We start from the raw sequence: 16,143 nt of genomic DNA, 5'->3' as shown, positions 1-16,143 counted from the left end.
AACAGAGATCACAGCCGACAAAAATCTGTTTGTTAAGCCACAAATTTAATGGGTAAAAAAGGCGAAACTATCGAAAGGAGAGCTTCGCCTGAAAAGGCTTGGATTAAAGTACGCGTTTAACGCCTTCAATAGCTGCTAATTCAGTATATAAACTTTCAATTTGCGGCTTATCTTGCACCATGACACGAATGGTAATCGAGTAATAGGTGCCTTTACTTGAGATGTTGGTGGTTGGGGCGTAATCACCTGGCACATGGCGCTGGACTACGGCAACAATGCGTTCAGCCAAGGTGTCGCTGGCACTGCCAACAACTTTAAAAGGAAATGAGTTAGGAAACTCCATTAATTCATCAAAACGTGTATCTAAATCTGACATGGGATACTCCCTTTAATACTGTTGAACTTAATATGGTGTCGAAATCGAATATTTCAAGTTACACCATAAAAAAACGCCACCTTGCGGTGGCGTATTGATTAACTTATCCAGCTCGCAAAGAGTTGTTTAAAGTAATCCATTAATTTGCTAAACCAGCTGCCTGGCTGCACATCTTCTAAGGCTACCAGTGGGAACTGGGCGATATCTTTGCCATCCAATTGGAAAAATACGCGGCCAACCGTTTCACCTTTAACAATCGGTGCTTCTAATGGCTTAGTCAGTTCAAAGTTAGCTTGTAAATTCTTAGCCATACCACGATTGATAGTGATAGGGGTATCGGTGGCTACGCCAAGTTTTACTTTAGGGCGATCGCCGTACCAAATGTCCTGTTCAACGAAAGTATCACCGGCTTTGTAAGGAGTCACAGTTTCAAAGAAGCGGAAACCGTAGTTAAGTAGCTTCTTGCTTTCAGCCTTACGCGCAGCTTCGCTGCCTGTGCCCATAACCACAGAAATCAAGCGCATACCATCTTTCGTGGCAGAGCTCACTAAGTTATAACCAGCACCTGAAGTGTGGCCAGTTTTAATGCCGTCTACGTTTAAGCTCTTATCCCACAATAAGCCATTACGGTTGTATTGCTTAATGCCATTAAAGGTAAATGATTTTTCACTGTAAACACGGTATTCATTGGGAACGTCGCGAATCAGCGCTGCGCCTAATATAGCCATGTCATAGGCAGTGGTTTTATGCTGCGCTGAATCTAAACCATGAGAGTTTTCAAAATGGCTGTCTTGCATGCCTAATTGCTTGGCCCAAGAATTCATTAAGTCAACGAAAGCATCTTCGGTGCCAGCAATGTGCTCAGCCATAGCTACACAAGCATCGTTACCTGATTGAATGATAATGCCGTGGTTCAGATCGTCTACAGAAACTTGGGTGCCCACTTCAATAAACATCTTAGATGAGTCAGTGAAATTCTTTGACCAAGCATTCTTGCTGATAGTGACTTTGTCATCAGGAGAAATATTGCCGACTTTGATTTCATGACCTACCACATAACTGGTCATCATTTTAGTCAAACTGGCTGGATTTAGGCTCTCATAGGCATTGGTTTCGGCAATCACTTTGCCCGTGTTGTAATCCATTAAAATATACGCTTTAGCGGCGACATTAGGAGCGTCAGGGATCACCATCGGAGCGTTATTGGCACTAGCGGCCACACAAATGCTGGAAAATAACAGTAACGCTGAAATTGGTTTTATCACTAAATTCTTCATCAGTAAGACGGTTCTTTTGGTTTTTGACAACAGTCAGTGTTGAATAATTTGCGGTAACAACTAGGCATTACCGCTCGAAAATGGGAGAAAATTTAGCCACTGGCTAAATGACAGCGTGCGAGTATACCACTAGTAGACAAAGAAATTCAGTATAGGTTCCTTGCATTAGTTAACCATGAATAAATAGTTATTATTGGATTAAGTAACTGTCGGGATAACCTTGCTGCTTCATCTTTTTAAGTAGCTTTTTAGCTTGCTTGGTATTATCAATGGGGCCAAGTTGTAATTGATGCCAAGTGCCCGCCGTTTCTAGGCGATATTCATAGCCCTTTTTACTGGCAAGTTGCTCACCTAATTCAAACAGTCGCTGCCTATTTTTAGACGAGCTAATTTGAATGTAATGACCTTTGCCTTGAGCTTGGCTTTTTGACTGACGGTTAGATTTAGCCGGCGATTTATAATTGGCCAGTGCCGTTTTGGCATTGGCATCTAATTTAACTGCTTCGACTTTAACTTTAGCCGTGCCACTTTGCACCATACCAATCTTATCGGCCGCAGCATAAGACACATCTATGAGGCGACTGCGATGAAACGGGCCGCGGTCGTTAATTTTAACTATCACTGATTTGTTACTAGTTAAATTAGTGACTTTTGCAAAGCTCCCTAATGGCAAGGTTTTATGGGCGGCAGTCAAGGCGTATTTGTCATAGCGCTCACCGCTGGCGGTTTTATTGCCTTGCAGGGCAGCGCTATAAAATGAGGCTTTGCCTGTGGCTTTATAGGCATTGGCTGAGGTGATGACTTGATAGTCAGCGCTTGCAGGCATAGCTTCATTATCAGCTTGCTCTACGATTTCGCTTGGTTCATTGCTAACATCTTGCGTGTCTTGCTCATCTTCTACCTGAGAGTCATCAGCTTGCGCTTCTTCTGACTGGGTTTGAGCAATATCTACATCATTGCTGCTGATATCTCGGGAGTGACTGCTACAGCCTGAGATGGCTAGTGCGACCCATAGAGTAACGGCAGCAGGAGGAGTTAAATGGCTAATTTTTTTGATAGGCATGTTTTAGTTGCTCGCTAAATTGATATACAGCCATGGCATACAATGGGCTTCGGTTGTAGCGGGTAATAACATAAAAGTTATTAAGCCCTAACCAATACTCAGTCATTTCAGGTTGTGCTAACTCAATTAATAACGCTTGCTGACTAACATCAATATCTTTGCTGTGTTTTAACGCTAAGGTAGGGCTTAAAATATCGGCTACCGTCAGCGATAGTGCCTCTCCTGCCCACGGCGCAATAGTGGTTGCTGCGCCCGGTTGTGGTTTATCTATGGCTTTGCCATTAACTAACGCTTGCAGTGGTAAAACCACATCGGCGCCCGCTTGCCAGCCATGTTGGTGGAAGTAATTTGCTACACTCGCAATCGCATCACTTGGGCTTGTGAGTAAATCACGCTTACCATCGCCATCAAAATCTACCGCAAAGTTGCGATAACTTGACGGGATAAACTGACCAAATCCCATGGCGCCCGCGTAGGATCCAAACAAGTTATTGGCATCCAGTTGCTCTTCTTTAAGCAATAGCTGCAATTGACCAAACTCTTTACGAAAGAAGTCGGCGCGCGGTGGGTAATAAAACCCTAAGGTAAATAAGGCGTCACGCACAGGGTATTTACCCATGTACTGACCATAGAAGGTTTCAATGCCAATAATGGCCACTATGATTTGCGGTTCAACCCCAAACTCTTTGCTGGCTTTATCTATGATGCTGGCATGTTGCCGCCAGAAATTAACGCCTGCTTGCAGGCGCTTTTCGGTCAAGAAAATGGGGAAATACTCATGCCAAGGCTTGGCTTCCCAAGGCCTAGAAATGGCATCTAGCACTTGCTGATTAAACTGAGCTTGGCCGATAAAGTCCAAGGTTTGCTGTTGGCTAAAACCTTGTTGTTCTTGGCTTGCCAAAAACTCTTGCTGTAATTGTTGGTGCTTATCATCGGCCTGCGCTGAGGCTTGAATAACCAATCCCGCAGCGAGTAACCACGGCGCAAATTTATGGTACATAGTGAATCCTTTTATCTGTCCACAAAGCGTCTATGGGTGTGAATGCTCATTAAAATACCAAAGCCTATCATCAAGGTGATCATTGACGTTCCCCCATAACTGATAAGTGGTAAGGGCACACCTACAACGGGTAGTATTCCTGACACCATCCCAATATTAACAAACACATACACGAAAAATGTTAAGGTGATTGAACCTGCTAACAGGCGTGCAAAACTGGTTTGCGCGCGCGATGCAATAATCAAGCCTCGAGCAATAATATAGAGATACATGGCCAAAAGGAATAGGGAGCCGAGCATGCCAAATTCTTCACCAATCACGGCAAAAATGAAGTCAGTGTGACGCTCTGGTAAAAACTCCAATTGTGACTGTGTGCCTTCAAGCCAGCCCTTGCCCCAAAAGCCGCCGGAGCCAATGGCAATTTGCGATTGAATAATGTGATAACCCGCGCCAAGAGGATCTTTCTCTGGGTCGAGCAAGGTCATCACGCGGGTGCGCTGATAATCATGCATTAAGAAAAACCACAGAATTGGCAAAAATAGTAAGACGGCGGCGACAGCGCCGCCGACAATAGTCCAGCTCATGCCGGCTAAAAACAGCACGAAAATACCTGAGGCTGCCACTAAGATAGAAGTACCGAGATCGGGCTGACTGGCAATAAGTAATGTTGGCACTAATAAAATCATGATCCCGCCCGCTAAATAGCGTTTTTTCGGCGGCAGTGGATACTTACTTATATACCAAGCCATCATGATAGGGAAGGCGAGCTTCATCAATTCTGATGGTTGGAACTCCATAAATCCTAAGTTGAGCCAGCGCTGCGCGCCCTTATTTATCTCACCGAAAAAATGCACCGCTATCAGTAACAAAATGCCGATTAGATAAATAGGTAAGGCCCAGCGCTTTAATACTTCGGGATTGATTTGGGCGACCAGTAACATAACCACCAGTGAAATACCCATGCGAAATAGTTGTCTATCCATCATGGCCAAATTGCCACCACTGGCCGAGAAAATCACAAATAAACCAAAGGCAAACATAGATAAGATGCCAAGAAATAACGGCATGTCGATATGAAAGCGCTGCCAAAATGTCATTTGATGTGGGTGTTGGCTCATCATTGGTTTTTCCAGTCATCCCTTAACAAGTATTCATCTAATAATGCACGCGCGACAGGGCCTGCACTGGCGCCGCCAAAGCCGGCGTTTTCAATCACCACGGCTAACACTATCTTAGGGTTTTCAAAGGGGGCATAAGCCACAATTAGGGCGTTATCTCGCAAACGCTCATCCACGTTGTCTTTGTCGTATTTAGCATCTTGTCTTACGGTAAATACCTGCGCCGTACCAGTCTTCATTGCCGCAGTATATTTAGCATCGCTAAAGCGAGCTTTGCTAGCAGACTGACGCATGGCTTCATTGACTGAGTCCCAGTGCTTGTTATTTTCAAGCACAATTGGTGGTAACTCTTCAATGGGGGTATCTAAAGTGACATTTTCATCTTTAAGCGCTTTGAGTAAATGCGGGGTAAAGCGTTTACCTTTGTTGGCTAAAATGGCGGTAGCATTAGCTAATTGCAATGGCGTTACTGTCCAGTAACCTTGGCCAATACCCACAGAAATGGTGTCGCCCACATACCAAGGCTGGTTGTAGCGCAAGCGCTTCCAGTCTTTTGATGGCAAGTTACCCTTGGATTCTTCATAGATATCTATGCCAGTTGAATCACCAAAGCCGAAATCGCCCATAAAGTTGGCAATTTTATCTATGCCGACCTTATAAGCGAGATCATAAAAATAGGTATCACAGGAATCTATCAGGGCATGGTACAGGTCAACCCAGCCGTGGCCCCAACGTTTCCAGTCGCGATACTTATGTTCAACCCCTGGGATTTGCCAAAAACCCGGATCCCAAATTCGGGTTCTATCGGTAATGACTTTTTCTTCTAGGCCCAAGATAGCCATCATAGGTTTAATGGTTGAGGCTGGAGAATATTGACCTTGACTCGCGCGGTTAACTAATGGACGCGAGGTGTCGTTCAACAAGGCGTTATAGCCCTTAGAGCTAATACCATGCACAAACACGTTAGGATCGTAACTTGGGCTTGAAACCAAAGCTAAAATGCCGCCATCGCGCGGGTCGATAGCAACCACAGTGCCGCGGCGACCATCGAGTAACTCCATAGCTTTACGTTGTAAATCTAAATCTAAGGTCAGGACTATGTCTTTACCTGGCACGGGCGCTGTAGTGTTTAAAATCCGAATCGCGCGGCCACGGTTATTGACCTCTTCCTCAAGATGACCTGGCTTGCCATGCAGTAAAGATTCGTAAAACTTTTCTACCCCTTGCTTACCGATATCGCGGGTGGCTGGGTAGAATTGCCATTCATCATTGCGCTCAAGGATTTCGCGATCGCGCGGGTTAATCTTGCCAACATAGCCTAAGGCGTGAGTCAGCAAGTGCTCATAGGGGTAATGGCGTTTAAGACCCGCTTCTACATAAAAGCCTGGGAATCTATGCTGATTGACACTAAACGTTGCCACTTGTTCTTCGGTTAGGCGGTTTTTTAGCGGCAAAGGCTTAAAGCGGCGGTGGAATTTTAAGGTCTTGGCAAATTCTTCGCGTTCATCGTCGGTAATTTCAATAATGCTCGCCAGTTCATTTAAGCTGTCATCAAGATTGACGGCTTTTTCTGGGATCACTTCTAAGGTATAAAACGGACGATTTTCGGCCAATAGATGGCCATGCCTGTCATAAATCAGGCCACGACTTGGCGCAACAGGGACAACGCGGATACGGTTATCGTTGGAGCGGGTGGTGTAATCTTTATAAGAGGAAATCTGTAGCCGATATAGGTTGGCCACTAATAGGGATAAAAGAATGATTACACACAAAAAGGTGAAAAGAGCTCGGCTCTTAAACAGTGACGCTTCGGCAGCGTGGTTGTGCATTGTGATGCGCTTTCTCGGGGACACTAATGCTATCTCCTCGGAATAGTTGTCAATATAAGCCGCCAGTGGGCGGCTAATAGACCTAGGCTGAGAGGAAAGGTTCCATCAGCCTAGCCTTTTATTCCCTATGATAGGGGTGGTTATTGTTCACGCTCCATGCGCGATATAAGCTTTCTGCTACGACAATTCTGACCAGAGGATGCGGTAAGGTCAGTGCTGATAAACACCAACTTTGATGTGCCGCTGCCTTGCATTCGGATGCAAGACCTTCTGGACCACCTATCAGTAGACTGACATCTCGACCATCAAGTTGCCATTTTTGCATTTGTGTTGCGAGCGCTGGAGTATCCCAAGTTTTACCGGGAAGATCGAGCGTCACAATATGATTGCCTTTGGGAATGACGGCCATTGTCTGTTCGCCTTCCTTCTGTAAAATCCGGGCAATATCAGCATTCTTACCACGTTTACCTGCTGGAATTTCAATTAACTCCAACGGCATATCACGGGGGAAACGACGCTGATATTCTTCAAATCCACGGGTTACCCAGTCGGGCATTTTAGTGCCGACAGCAATCAGTTGTAACTTCATTAGGCGAAATCTTGCCAAAGTTTTTCAAGCTGGTACAACTCACGAGTTTGCTCTTGCATTACATGCAGGATCACTTCGCCTAAGTCGACTAATACCCACTCGCAACCTTCACGGCCTTCAACGCCAATGATTGGCAGGTTGGCAGTTTTAGCTTCACAAACTAAGTTTTCTGCAATGGCACGGACGTGAGTCTTTGAAGTACCAGTACAAATCACCATAGTATCGGTAATATTTGAATGTGCAGATACATCAAAAACTTGAATATCTTTTGCTTTTAAATCATCGACTTTGTCGAATACGAATTGCTTTAGTTGCTCACTTTGCACCTAAGCGGTCCTCTGGGTGTATGAAATAGCCGAGTATTATAGCAAGTAACGTACGGCAAATATACGCTTTGCCCACTTGCGATTATTTTGAGCTAATTTAAGAGAAAAGTTGAGGTGTTTGAGCATGAAGATTGTGGTGGTTTTGCCTGGGGGTTGAAGTTATTTAGCCTAAGTGTTGAGGGGCGATAACCTGAGTTTTGCAGCGCAAATTAGCGATAAAGATGCTCTGCTGCTATGTAATTTTGCACGCAGTGAGGTAAGCCGGTGACTAAGTCATAGGGGGTATTTGCTTGCAGCTGCGCGCGTATATCGCTAGAGGATATGGGCATGTCTGGCATTATGCAGGGCGTAAAGGCGCCACTGGCGCGCTGCCATATCTTATCTTGTGTCACTAAGTGCGCTTGATAATAGGCGGCCACTTGGGTTTGTGCTTCCAGTTGCCAACCTGGGCGTTGATAAACGCCAATATGGCAAAGCGTTAATAACTCTTGCCACGAGCGCCATAATGGCAAATTCACTAAGCTATCCATTCCCATCAAAAATACCCATTGATGCTGTGGATATAACTTATGCAGTCCTTGCAAGGTTAAATAGGTGTAATTAGGACCCGTTTGTTTAAGCTCATAGTCGCAGACGTTAAGCTCAGGCCACTGCTTACATACCAAGCTCAGCATAGCTAAACGCTGCTGCACATTGGCCTTGGGCTGAGGCTTGTGGGGCGGCGTGGCATTGGGGAGTAGCCATACTTGATCAACCGCTAATTGCGACTTGGCCGCCAGCGCTAATTGAATATGACCTAAATGTATGGGGTCAAATGTGCCCCCCAATAATGCGATTCTCACCTGTTATCCTATTGGCTAAATTGCGGTAGGGCTTGATGGGCCTTAGGGTTAAACAGCAAACAGATGTGGGCTAATAAAATCCAATTTTCTTGCCCTTGTTGTTTTAAGGCCAATTCTAAATTGGATGTCATGGCTAACATGGTTTCAATTTGCGATAAAGTTAGGCGGCCTGCGCTTTGTTTATAGGCCTGCTGGCGTTTATCCCAGACTCTATGCTGATTAAATAGCAGCCTTTGGTCGGCGCCCGGTTGCTTCAGTGCCAGCAATAAGCTCAGTTCCCGTAGTAATCCCCACAGTAAAATTGGCATAGCCGTACCTTCAGCCTTGAGCTGAGCTAGCATATGCATGGCTTTATTGGTGTGGTTTTCAAGTAAGGCATCAGTTAATTGAAAGACGCTAAAGCGCGACTGATCATCAAAATACTCGTGCAGCTTGTGCGCCGGTACTAACTCTTGGCTGTGCAATAACTGCAATAACTGCAGCGCTTGATCGCAGGCTAATAAATTACCTTCATACAGATAGGCAAGTAAGCTCGCGGCTTCTTTATCTAAGGTTAAAGCGTAATGCTTGATGCGCGCAGTGAGCCAACGTAAAAATTGTGGCCCTTCAGGGGTTAGGCAAGGTAAGTAAATTCCGTGATTATCTAACTGCTTAAACCATTTGCTTTTGGTTTGATCGGCTGCAAGTTTTGGGCCTTGCAGAATAAGTATTAAATCAGGATTAGGCGTTGCCAGTAATTGCTGCAAACACTGACTACCTTCAGTGCCAGGTTTAGCTTGTGGCAAGGTCAGTTCAATCACGCGGCGGTTAGCAAATAGGCTTAAGCTTTGCCATTCTTGCTGCAATTCTTGCCATTGAAATTGGCCTTCTTGCACCAGTTGAATATGCTCATCAAAACCTTGAGCTTTGGCAGCGCTAAGAATTTGTTGACGACACTGGCCTAGCAGCCAAGGATCATCACCAAAGAGTAAAAAACAGCTAGCCAGCGATGATAGCTGGCTAGCAAGTTGTTCAGGATAGACCCGCATTAGTTAGTTTCAACCGTCGATAGGGCTTGGATAATTTTATCGGCCGCTTGCGCTCGCATTTCTTTGAGCAGCAATTCCATTTCTTTACTCTTTGCTAATGCAGTACGCGGATCATCTAAATAATCGCGGCGAATGACCACATCAAACTCTTTAGCCTCTTGCTTATCAAAGCGTACTGAAAAGTGGACCTGATAAATCAGTTCATATTCAGCAACATTGCCCGAGGGATACAGGGACAAGGTTGAACGCTCCAAACTATCATGGACTAAACGTAAGGTTGGAATATCGGCCGCGGCATTAACTAAAGTAATGTTATTGAGGCGCAGGCGCTCGCGCACCAGTCGCGTTAATTCACTGTAATTATCACTAGAACTCAAATGCAGAGTTGTTAATGATGCAGGAATAAAATAACTGCTCTGTAAGTGAAAGCCGCAACCAGCACTGGTCAACACGACCAGTGCCAGTACGACGCTACTTATCCGTTGAGTTAACTTCATTTAGCGTCGTATCCTTGGGTTAGTTAGCAACAATGCTCAACAGCTTACCAGGTACAAAAATTACTTTACGTACGGTTAAACCATTAAGATGTTTAGCCACATGCTCATCGGCTAAGCCTAAGGCTTCTACCGTTTCCTTGCTGGCATCGGCCGCTACCGTGATTTTAGCGCGAACTTTACCGTTCACTTGCACCACGATGAGCTTGCTGTCTTCAACCAAGGCATCTTGGTCAACTTCAGGCCAACGCGAATCTTCAATCACGCCTTCATTACCCAGTTGCTGCCATAACTGGAAGCACAAGTGTGGAATGATAGGGTAAAGCAAACGTACCACAGCAGATAATGCTTCTTCCATCAAGGCGCGATCTTGAGCGCTTGCCATTGGCGCTTTTTGCAGGTGGTTCATCAGTTCCATTACCGCAGCAACGGCAGTGTTGAACATCTGACGACGGCTAATATCATCGCTTACTTTAACAATTGTCTTGTGCAGCTCGCGGCGCAGCGCTTTTTGCTCTGGGCTTAAGGCTTTGATGTCTAACGCTTCAGTAGCACCTAAACCAATATGATCGCTCGCCAGCTTCCATAAACGCTTAATGAAGCGATGCGCGCCTTCTACGCCAGACTCTTGCCATTCTAAGGTAAGCTCTGGTGGGGCTGCGAACATCATGAACAAACGCACAGTATCGGCGCCGTATTTTTCCACCATCATTTGTGGATCAATACCGTTGTTTTTCGACTTAGACATCTTGCTCATGCCGGTATACACCAGCTCATGACCTTCTTGGTCAACACAGGCAAGGATGCGGCCTTTGTCATCTTTCTCAAGTACAGTCACGTCAAGTGGCGATACCCATACACGGCCGCCTTTGTCGTTGGTGTAATAGAAGGCATCGGCTAACACCATGCCTTGAGTCAGCAATTGCTTAGCTGGCTCATTGCTGTTTACCAGACCCGCATCACGCAGCAACTTGTGGAAGAAGCGGAAATACAGCAAATGCATACAAGCGTGTTCAATACCGCCGATATACTGATCTACTGGCAACCAGTAGTTAGCTTTAGCGGGATCAATCATTTGATCAGCGTGTGGGCTACAGTAGCGTGCGTAGTACCATGATGATTCCATAAAGGTATCAAAGGTATCGGTTTCACGTAGCGCTGGCTGGCCATTGACTGTGGTCTTTGCCCACTCTTTGTCTGCCTTGATTGGGCTTTGAATACCGTCCATGACTACATCTTCTGGCAGGATCACTGGCAGTTGATCTTCAGGCGTTGGCATCACAGTGCCATCTTCCAGAGTCACCATAGGGATAGGCGCGCCCCAGTAACGTTGACGCGATACGCCCCAGTCACGCAGACGGAAGTTTACTTGACGCTTACCTTTGCCTTCAGCGCTCAGCTTGGCATCAATAGCATCAAATGCCGCTTGGAAATCTAAGCCATCAAATTCAGATGAGTTAAATAACACACCTTTTTCAGTGTAAGCTGCTTCGCTAATATCGACTTCGCTATCAACTGGCTTAATAACTGCCTTGATGTCTAAGCCGTATTTCTTCGCAAACTCATAATCACGCTGATCATGGCCAGGAACTGACATTACCGCGCCAGTGCCATAGTTCATCAGTACAAAGTTAGCAGCCCATACAGGCACTAATTCACCGGTTAATGGGTGAACGGCTTTAAGGCCAGTATCAACACCCAGTTTTTCCATGGTGGCGATATCGGCTTCTGCGGTAGAAGATTCTTTACACTCTTCAATAAAGGCCGCTAAGGCTGGATTATTGATAGCCGCTTCTTCAACTAATGGGTGACCTGCAGCAATAGCAACATAAGTCACCCCCATGACGGTATCAGGGCGAGTGGTGTAAATATCAAAGCTCTGATCGCTGTCAGCGACTTGGAAGGTCATTTCTATGCCTTCGCTGCGGCCAATCCAATGACGTTGCATGGATTTCACTTGCTCAGGCCAGCCGTCTAAGTTATCTAATTCAGATAATAGTTCATCGGCATAGGCTGTGATTTTAATAAACCACTGCGGAATTTCTTTCTGCTCAACCTTAGTATCACAGCGCCAGCAGCAACCGTCTTGTACTTGCTCGTTAGCCAGTACAGTTTGGTCATTCGGACACCAGTTAACCGCTGAGGTCTTCTTGTACACTAAGCCTTTTTCATACAACTTAGTGAAGAACCATTGTTCCCAGCGATAGTATTCTGGGGTACAAGTGGCGATTTCACGGCTCCAGTCATAACCAAAACCCAGCAATTTTAGCTGGTTTTTCATGTAATCGATGTTTTCGTAAGTCCATGGCGCCGGGGCAGTTTTATTATTAATCGCCGCGTTTTCCGCTGGCAAGCCAAATGAGTCCCAACCGATAGGTTGCAGAACATTTTTTCCTTGCAGTCTCTGGTAGCGAGCAACCACATCACCTATGGTGTAGTTACGCACATGGCCCATGTGCAGGCGTCCAGATGGATAAGGGAACATGGAAAGGCAATAGTACTTTTCCTTGGTATTATCTTCAGTGACTTCAAATGTTTTGTTATCGGCCCAATGCTGTTGCACTAAGGTCTCGATTTCTGAGGGATTATATTGCTCTTGCATTAATATTTACCGGCCAAGCCGCCTTTTTTTGATCTCGCGCTGTATATGCGCGGTGGGATCTGCATAGAATAAACCAGATGCGTTGTATTAAAAAGGTTCCAATGAAGGAGTATTCAACATGAGTGATCGAAGTTCACAGATGTTAGCCTTATATCAGACGCTGATTGACAAGGTTAAAGTCGATTTTGGTGATAATAATCAACTCAGTACTAAAGATTTAATGGCGTCAGTGACTAAGGGCACTGATTATTTAAAACTCAAACAAATCGCCGATAGTGAAGAGTTAGCGCTGGTGGAGCATTTTCTTAAACGCGACATTATCGCCTTTCTCAACGAGCAGCATGCCGATGAGCTCAGCTATAGCCCAACCATGATTGCGATGGAAAATACCTTTTGGCACTGGTTAAGTGAAATTACTGACCGTAGCCAAGTAGAGTGGCATGAGCTTAGCCAAGATTTTAAGCAGCATGGCGAATACCAAAGTGGTGACATTATTAGTCAAGGCACACTGACGTGTATTCATTGTGGCCATAAAATGCATATTGAATTCACCGGACTTATTCCTGATTGTCCGCAGTGCGAACAAGGTGAGTTTATTCGCGAAGCCTTAACCCCTTAGCGTTGTTGTTCAAGTTAAGATCGGCTGATTCGAGCGGGTTGTAGTTAAGTTAAAGCACGCATTGGCGTAATGCCGATCAGTTAAGACAGATTGCTTGACGATCTCACTGAAAGGATCAAAATCCGATGACCCCATGTCATCGGATTTTTTTATGCAACTTTCAGACGCTTTGGCGCGTACTCATATCAATCGTCATACCGAATTCACCTGTCTGGCCGATGTGCTTGAGCCTGATTTAATTCAGTCGTGCCTTGATTCACATGGTGTTGCCAGTTTACGGCGACGTAAGTTACCTATGGATGCCATGATTTGGGCGGTGATTGGTATGGCTCTGTTCAGAGGCGAGTCCGTCCGCTCTCTCATCAATAAGCTTGATATCGTCTTACCTCAAGAAGTGGATTACGTGGCTCGCAGCGCTGTCACGCAAGCGCGTAAGCGGCTAGGCTCTGACGTTGTTCAGGATGTGTTTAAGCGAAGTGCCAAGACCTGGCATGAGAGAGCAGAGCATCCTCATTGGTGTGGACTCAACCTCTACGGTATCGATGGTGTCGTGTGGCGAACACCTGATAGTGAGCAAAACAATCAGGCCTTTGCCAAAACCGCCAATGCTGCTGGTGATGCTACCTATCCTCAAATTCGTATGGTTTGCATGATGGAATTAAGCAGCCACTTGGTATTGAACAGTGCCTTTGATTCTGTTGCTGTCAGTGAAATGAATTTAGCCGCCGAACTGATATCCAGCATACCCAATAACAGCCTGACTCTGTTTGACAGAGGCTTCTATTCCTTGGGGCTTTTGCACGCCTGGCAACAGGCTCAACCTAACAGTCACTGGCTGCTGCCGTTGAAGAAAGGCACACAATATGAAGTGGTACGCTCTGTAGGAAAACACGACCAACTGGTGCAGTTAACCACCACAGCTCAAGCCAGAAAGAAGTGGCCTATTGCCTGACAATATTGAAGCTCGCTTACTGACGAAGACGGTAAAAGGTAAGTTGGTTTCCATTTTGACCTCATTAACTGACCCCTTACGTTATCCGGGGGCCGAGATAGTGGATTTATATGCCCATCGATGGGAGATAGCAGTGGGCTATCGGGAGATGAAGCAACATCTGCTGGAGAGTCGCTTTACGTTACGCAGTCAATTGCCAGAGCTGGTTATCCAAGAATTGTGGGGGGTACTGTTGGCCTATAACCTCATCAGATACAAGATGGTGTTGATGGCTAAAAGCTTACCGTCGTTACATCCGAACCAATTAAGCTTTAGAGATGCGTCGAGTTATATCATTTTAAAACTGACTCAGCTGTCATCTCAAACGCCAGGGAATGTCCCGAGAGATGTCTTGGACATAGTGCGTAATGCGAGGCAGTTCAAGCTCGATGGGAAACGGGATAGAGCCTATCCACGTGCGTTAAAAATGAGTAAAAACAAGTATCCCATTAAGCCTAAGAAAATTGCCGTTCACACTAAGTGAACGGCATTACGCATTGGCGTGCTTTTTGGTGGTTAACTTACTGATTGTAAGGTGCTAATTGCTTACTCGAAATTTCAAGTTATTACGCTGTAGCAAAAAATATTGCTTAAGTTTTTTGCACTTTTGCAGAAAAAAATATCTCAGTCTACACTTGATGGACGACACGGATGTGTGATGAAAGTGAGATGTTTCATGGACAATTTAACCCCATATTTTTCATCTGCTAGCGAAAAATATCCCCACATTGATCACGTGTTAGTGATTGATGATTCTAAAGCGATTTTGCTTATCGTAAAAAATATCCTCTCCACCTTTGGTGATTTTCAAACTACTGTGACTGACAATCCCGCCAAAGCGTTGTCTATTATTGCCCGCAACCCTAAGCGTTATAGCTTAATTTTGACGGATTTAAATATGCCGAACATAGATGGCATGGCGGTGCTACGGGGGTTAGGTGAAATCGGTTATCAAGGTACGGTTGGCATAATCTCGGAAATGGAAAAACGAATTGTGCATCTGGCGGCCGATATCGCTAAAGGATATAGACTGCGCCTGATTGGCTGCATAGCTAAACCTTTGCAACCTGCAGATCTCCATGGTTTGTTATTAAAGGCTGATAGCTTACTCGCCAATCAGCATCATTCTCTTGATTTATTAAGTGAGCAGCAACTGCGCGCAGCTATCGCTGATGAGCGAATCGAGGCTTATTACCAGCCAAAAGTGAATATGAAAACTCACGAGGTGAGCTCGGTTGAGGCGCTGATTCGAATTAGGCTTCAAGGCGAAACCGATGCCGTAACTCCAAATCGTTTCTTACCTTTGGCGGTATCGCTTAATTTATTAGATGTTATGACTAACATAATGATAAAAAAAGCGATTGCGGATTTACCTAAGTTAAAGAAACAGTTTGGTGACTCAGTACATCTGTGCATCAATTTAGCGCCCCCACAACTAGAGAACTTGGCGTTAGTGGATGAGTTACAGTTAATGTTTTCAAGTAATGGCGTGAGCCCTGAACAACTAGTGCTTGAAATTACCGAAGATAATGCCCTGCGCAGTACTCATCAACTTGAAACCTTAAATCGCTTACGTATGCGCGGTTTTGGCGTGTCCTTAGATGATTTTGGTACCGGTTTTACTAATATTAATCAGTTAAGGCACTTGCCTTACAGTGAAATTAAAATTGATAGATCATTGATCATTAACATCCATAGGGACGTATTTTGTCAGGCTGTGGTGCACTCTTTGATTGAAATCGCCTCGCAAATGGATGTGAATTTAGTGGCCGAAGGCATTGAGCAGGTTGAAGAGTTAACTTATTTATTTGGTCATTACGATGAAATGCTTATTCAAGGCTTCTTAATCAGTAAGCCGCGCTCACTTTCCAGCTTAATAAGCTGGCATGTGACTTGGCAAAAGCAATTTGCCAAATTAGCCCAAGGCAGTTAATGGCAAACTATATGACCTAAGTCGATTTTCTATTCACTTATTGTGCAATCTAAAGC

The 16,143-nt window shown here is 45.1% G+C and carries 14 protein-coding genes and 1 pseudogene; 3 read left to right on the top strand and 12 right to left on the bottom strand.

The features are described from left to right. Window positions 1-103: 103 nt before the first annotated feature. The 12 genes from ybeD to leuS form a co-directional block, all read right to left on the bottom strand. Window positions 104-376 carry a DUF493 family protein YbeD gene (gene ybeD / locus AC1HDP_RS08850; RefSeq protein ID WP_479638468.1) on the bottom strand — a complete coding sequence of 91 codons (273 nt, stop codon included), beginning with the start codon at window positions 374-376 and terminating at the stop codon, window positions 104-106. Window positions 377-474: 98 nt separating this feature from the next. Beyond that, window positions 475-1,653, bottom strand: a complete 1,179-nt coding sequence (locus AC1HDP_RS08845; RefSeq protein WP_479638467.1) for a serine hydrolase — start codon at window positions 1,651-1,653, stop codon at window positions 475-477. A gap of 190 nt (window positions 1,654-1,843) precedes the next feature. Beyond that, entirely contained in the window at window positions 1,844-2,716 is an 873-nt protein-coding gene (locus AC1HDP_RS08840; RefSeq protein ID WP_479638466.1) for a septal ring lytic transglycosylase RlpA family protein, read from the bottom strand. Further along, complete coding sequence (gene mltB / locus AC1HDP_RS08835) at window positions 2,697-3,716, bottom strand: lytic murein transglycosylase B (protein ID WP_479638465.1); 1,020 nt, start codon at window positions 3,714-3,716, stop codon at window positions 2,697-2,699. The genes AC1HDP_RS08840 and mltB overlap by 20 nt, the downstream gene beginning before the upstream one ends. Before the next feature lie 11 nt (window positions 3,717-3,727). Next, complete coding sequence (rodA, locus tag AC1HDP_RS08830) at window positions 3,728-4,834, bottom strand: rod shape-determining protein RodA (RefSeq protein ID WP_479639863.1); 1,107 nt, start codon at window positions 4,832-4,834, stop codon at window positions 3,728-3,730. Continuing rightward, the gene (gene mrdA, locus AC1HDP_RS08825) at window positions 4,834-6,687 is read right to left on the bottom strand and encodes a penicillin-binding protein 2 (RefSeq protein ID WP_479638464.1); all 1,854 of its coding nucleotides are present in this window, start codon (window positions 6,685-6,687) and stop codon (window positions 4,834-4,836) included. Before mrdA ends, rodA begins: the two co-directional genes overlap by 1 nt. Before the next feature lie 94 nt (window positions 6,688-6,781). After that, entirely contained in the window at window positions 6,782-7,252 is a 471-nt protein-coding gene (rlmH, locus tag AC1HDP_RS08820) for a 23S rRNA (pseudouridine(1915)-N(3))-methyltransferase RlmH (RefSeq protein WP_479638463.1), read from the bottom strand. After that, entirely contained in the window at window positions 7,252-7,578 is a 327-nt protein-coding gene (rsfS, locus tag AC1HDP_RS08815; RefSeq protein WP_479638462.1) for a ribosome silencing factor, read from the bottom strand. Before rsfS ends, rlmH begins: the two co-directional genes overlap by 1 nt. A 209-nt stretch (window positions 7,579-7,787) precedes the next feature. Then, window positions 7,788-8,420, bottom strand: coding sequence for a nicotinate-nucleotide adenylyltransferase (nadD, locus tag AC1HDP_RS08810; protein WP_479638461.1), 633 nt, complete (start codon window positions 8,418-8,420; stop codon window positions 7,788-7,790). 8 nt (window positions 8,421-8,428) lie between these two features. Then, window positions 8,429-9,448: a DNA polymerase III subunit delta gene (holA, locus tag AC1HDP_RS08805; protein ID WP_479638460.1), complete on the bottom strand. Its 1,020-nt coding sequence runs from the start codon at window positions 9,446-9,448 to the stop codon at window positions 8,429-8,431. Beyond that, window positions 9,448-9,945, bottom strand: coding sequence for an LPS-assembly lipoprotein LptE (locus AC1HDP_RS08800; protein ID WP_479638459.1), 498 nt, complete (start codon window positions 9,943-9,945; stop codon window positions 9,448-9,450). The genes holA and AC1HDP_RS08800 overlap by 1 nt, the downstream gene beginning before the upstream one ends. Before the next feature lie 19 nt (window positions 9,946-9,964). Beyond that, the gene (leuS, locus tag AC1HDP_RS08795; protein WP_479638458.1) at window positions 9,965-12,544 is read right to left on the bottom strand and encodes a leucine--tRNA ligase; all 2,580 of its coding nucleotides are present in this window, start codon (window positions 12,542-12,544) and stop codon (window positions 9,965-9,967) included. Window positions 12,545-12,662: 118 nt separating this feature from the next. Between leuS and AC1HDP_RS08790 the strand changes: the two genes are divergently transcribed. The 3 genes and pseudogenes from AC1HDP_RS08790 to AC1HDP_RS08780 all read left to right on the top strand — a co-directional run bounded on the left by AC1HDP_RS08790 (window position 12,663) and on the right by AC1HDP_RS08780 (window position 16,087). Then, on the top strand, window positions 12,663-13,163 hold the full coding sequence (locus AC1HDP_RS08790; RefSeq protein WP_479638457.1) for a zinc ribbon-containing protein: 501 nt from the start codon (window positions 12,663-12,665) through the stop codon (window positions 13,161-13,163). A gap of 151 nt (window positions 13,164-13,314) precedes the next feature. Beyond that, window positions 13,315-14,638: pseudogene (locus AC1HDP_RS08785) on the top strand (IS4 family transposase). A gap of 192 nt (window positions 14,639-14,830) precedes the next feature. After that, the gene (locus tag AC1HDP_RS08780) at window positions 14,831-16,087 is read left to right on the top strand and encodes an EAL domain-containing response regulator (RefSeq protein ID WP_479638456.1); all 1,257 of its coding nucleotides are present in this window, start codon (window positions 14,831-14,833) and stop codon (window positions 16,085-16,087) included. Window positions 16,088-16,143: the final 56 nt, after the last annotated feature.

The sequence above is a fragment of the Shewanella sp. ISS20 genome (assembly GCF_056522965.1).
Note: the sequence above shows the minus strand (reverse complement) of the source record. Positions and strands in the feature narration are given on the sequence as shown.

Bases quoted from the DNA above. Each gene is read 5' to 3' on its own strand.
- ybeD (WP_479638468.1), bottom strand. From the start codon at position 376: ATGTCAGATTTAGATACACGTTTTGATGAATTAATGGAGTTTCCTAAC.
- AC1HDP_RS08845 (WP_479638467.1), bottom strand. From the start codon at position 1,653: ATGAAGAATTTAGTGATAAAACCAATTTCAGCGTTACTGTTATTTTCC.
- AC1HDP_RS08840 (WP_479638466.1), bottom strand. From the start codon at position 2,716: ATGCCTATCAAAAAAATTAGCCATTTAACTCCTCCTGCTGCCGTTACT.
- mltB (WP_479638465.1), bottom strand. From the start codon at position 3,716: ATGTACCATAAATTTGCGCCGTGGTTACTCGCTGCGGGATTGGTTATT.
- rodA (WP_479639863.1), bottom strand. From the start codon at position 4,834: ATGAGCCAACACCCACATCAAATGACATTTTGGCAGCGCTTTCATATC.
- rlmH (WP_479638463.1), bottom strand. From the start codon at position 7,252: ATGAAGTTACAACTGATTGCTGTCGGCACTAAAATGCCCGACTGGGTA.
- holA (WP_479638460.1), bottom strand. From the start codon at position 9,448: ATGCGGGTCTATCCTGAACAACTTGCTAGCCAGCTATCATCGCTGGCT.
- AC1HDP_RS08800 (WP_479638459.1), bottom strand. From the start codon at position 9,945: ATGAAGTTAACTCAACGGATAAGTAGCGTCGTACTGGCACTGGTCGTG.
- leuS (WP_479638458.1), bottom strand. From the start codon at position 12,544: ATGCAAGAGCAATATAATCCCTCAGAAATCGAGACCTTAGTGCAACAG.
- AC1HDP_RS08790 (WP_479638457.1), top strand. From the start codon at position 12,663: ATGAGTGATCGAAGTTCACAGATGTTAGCCTTATATCAGACGCTGATT.
- AC1HDP_RS08780 (WP_479638456.1), top strand. From the start codon at position 14,831: ATGGACAATTTAACCCCATATTTTTCATCTGCTAGCGAAAAATATCCC.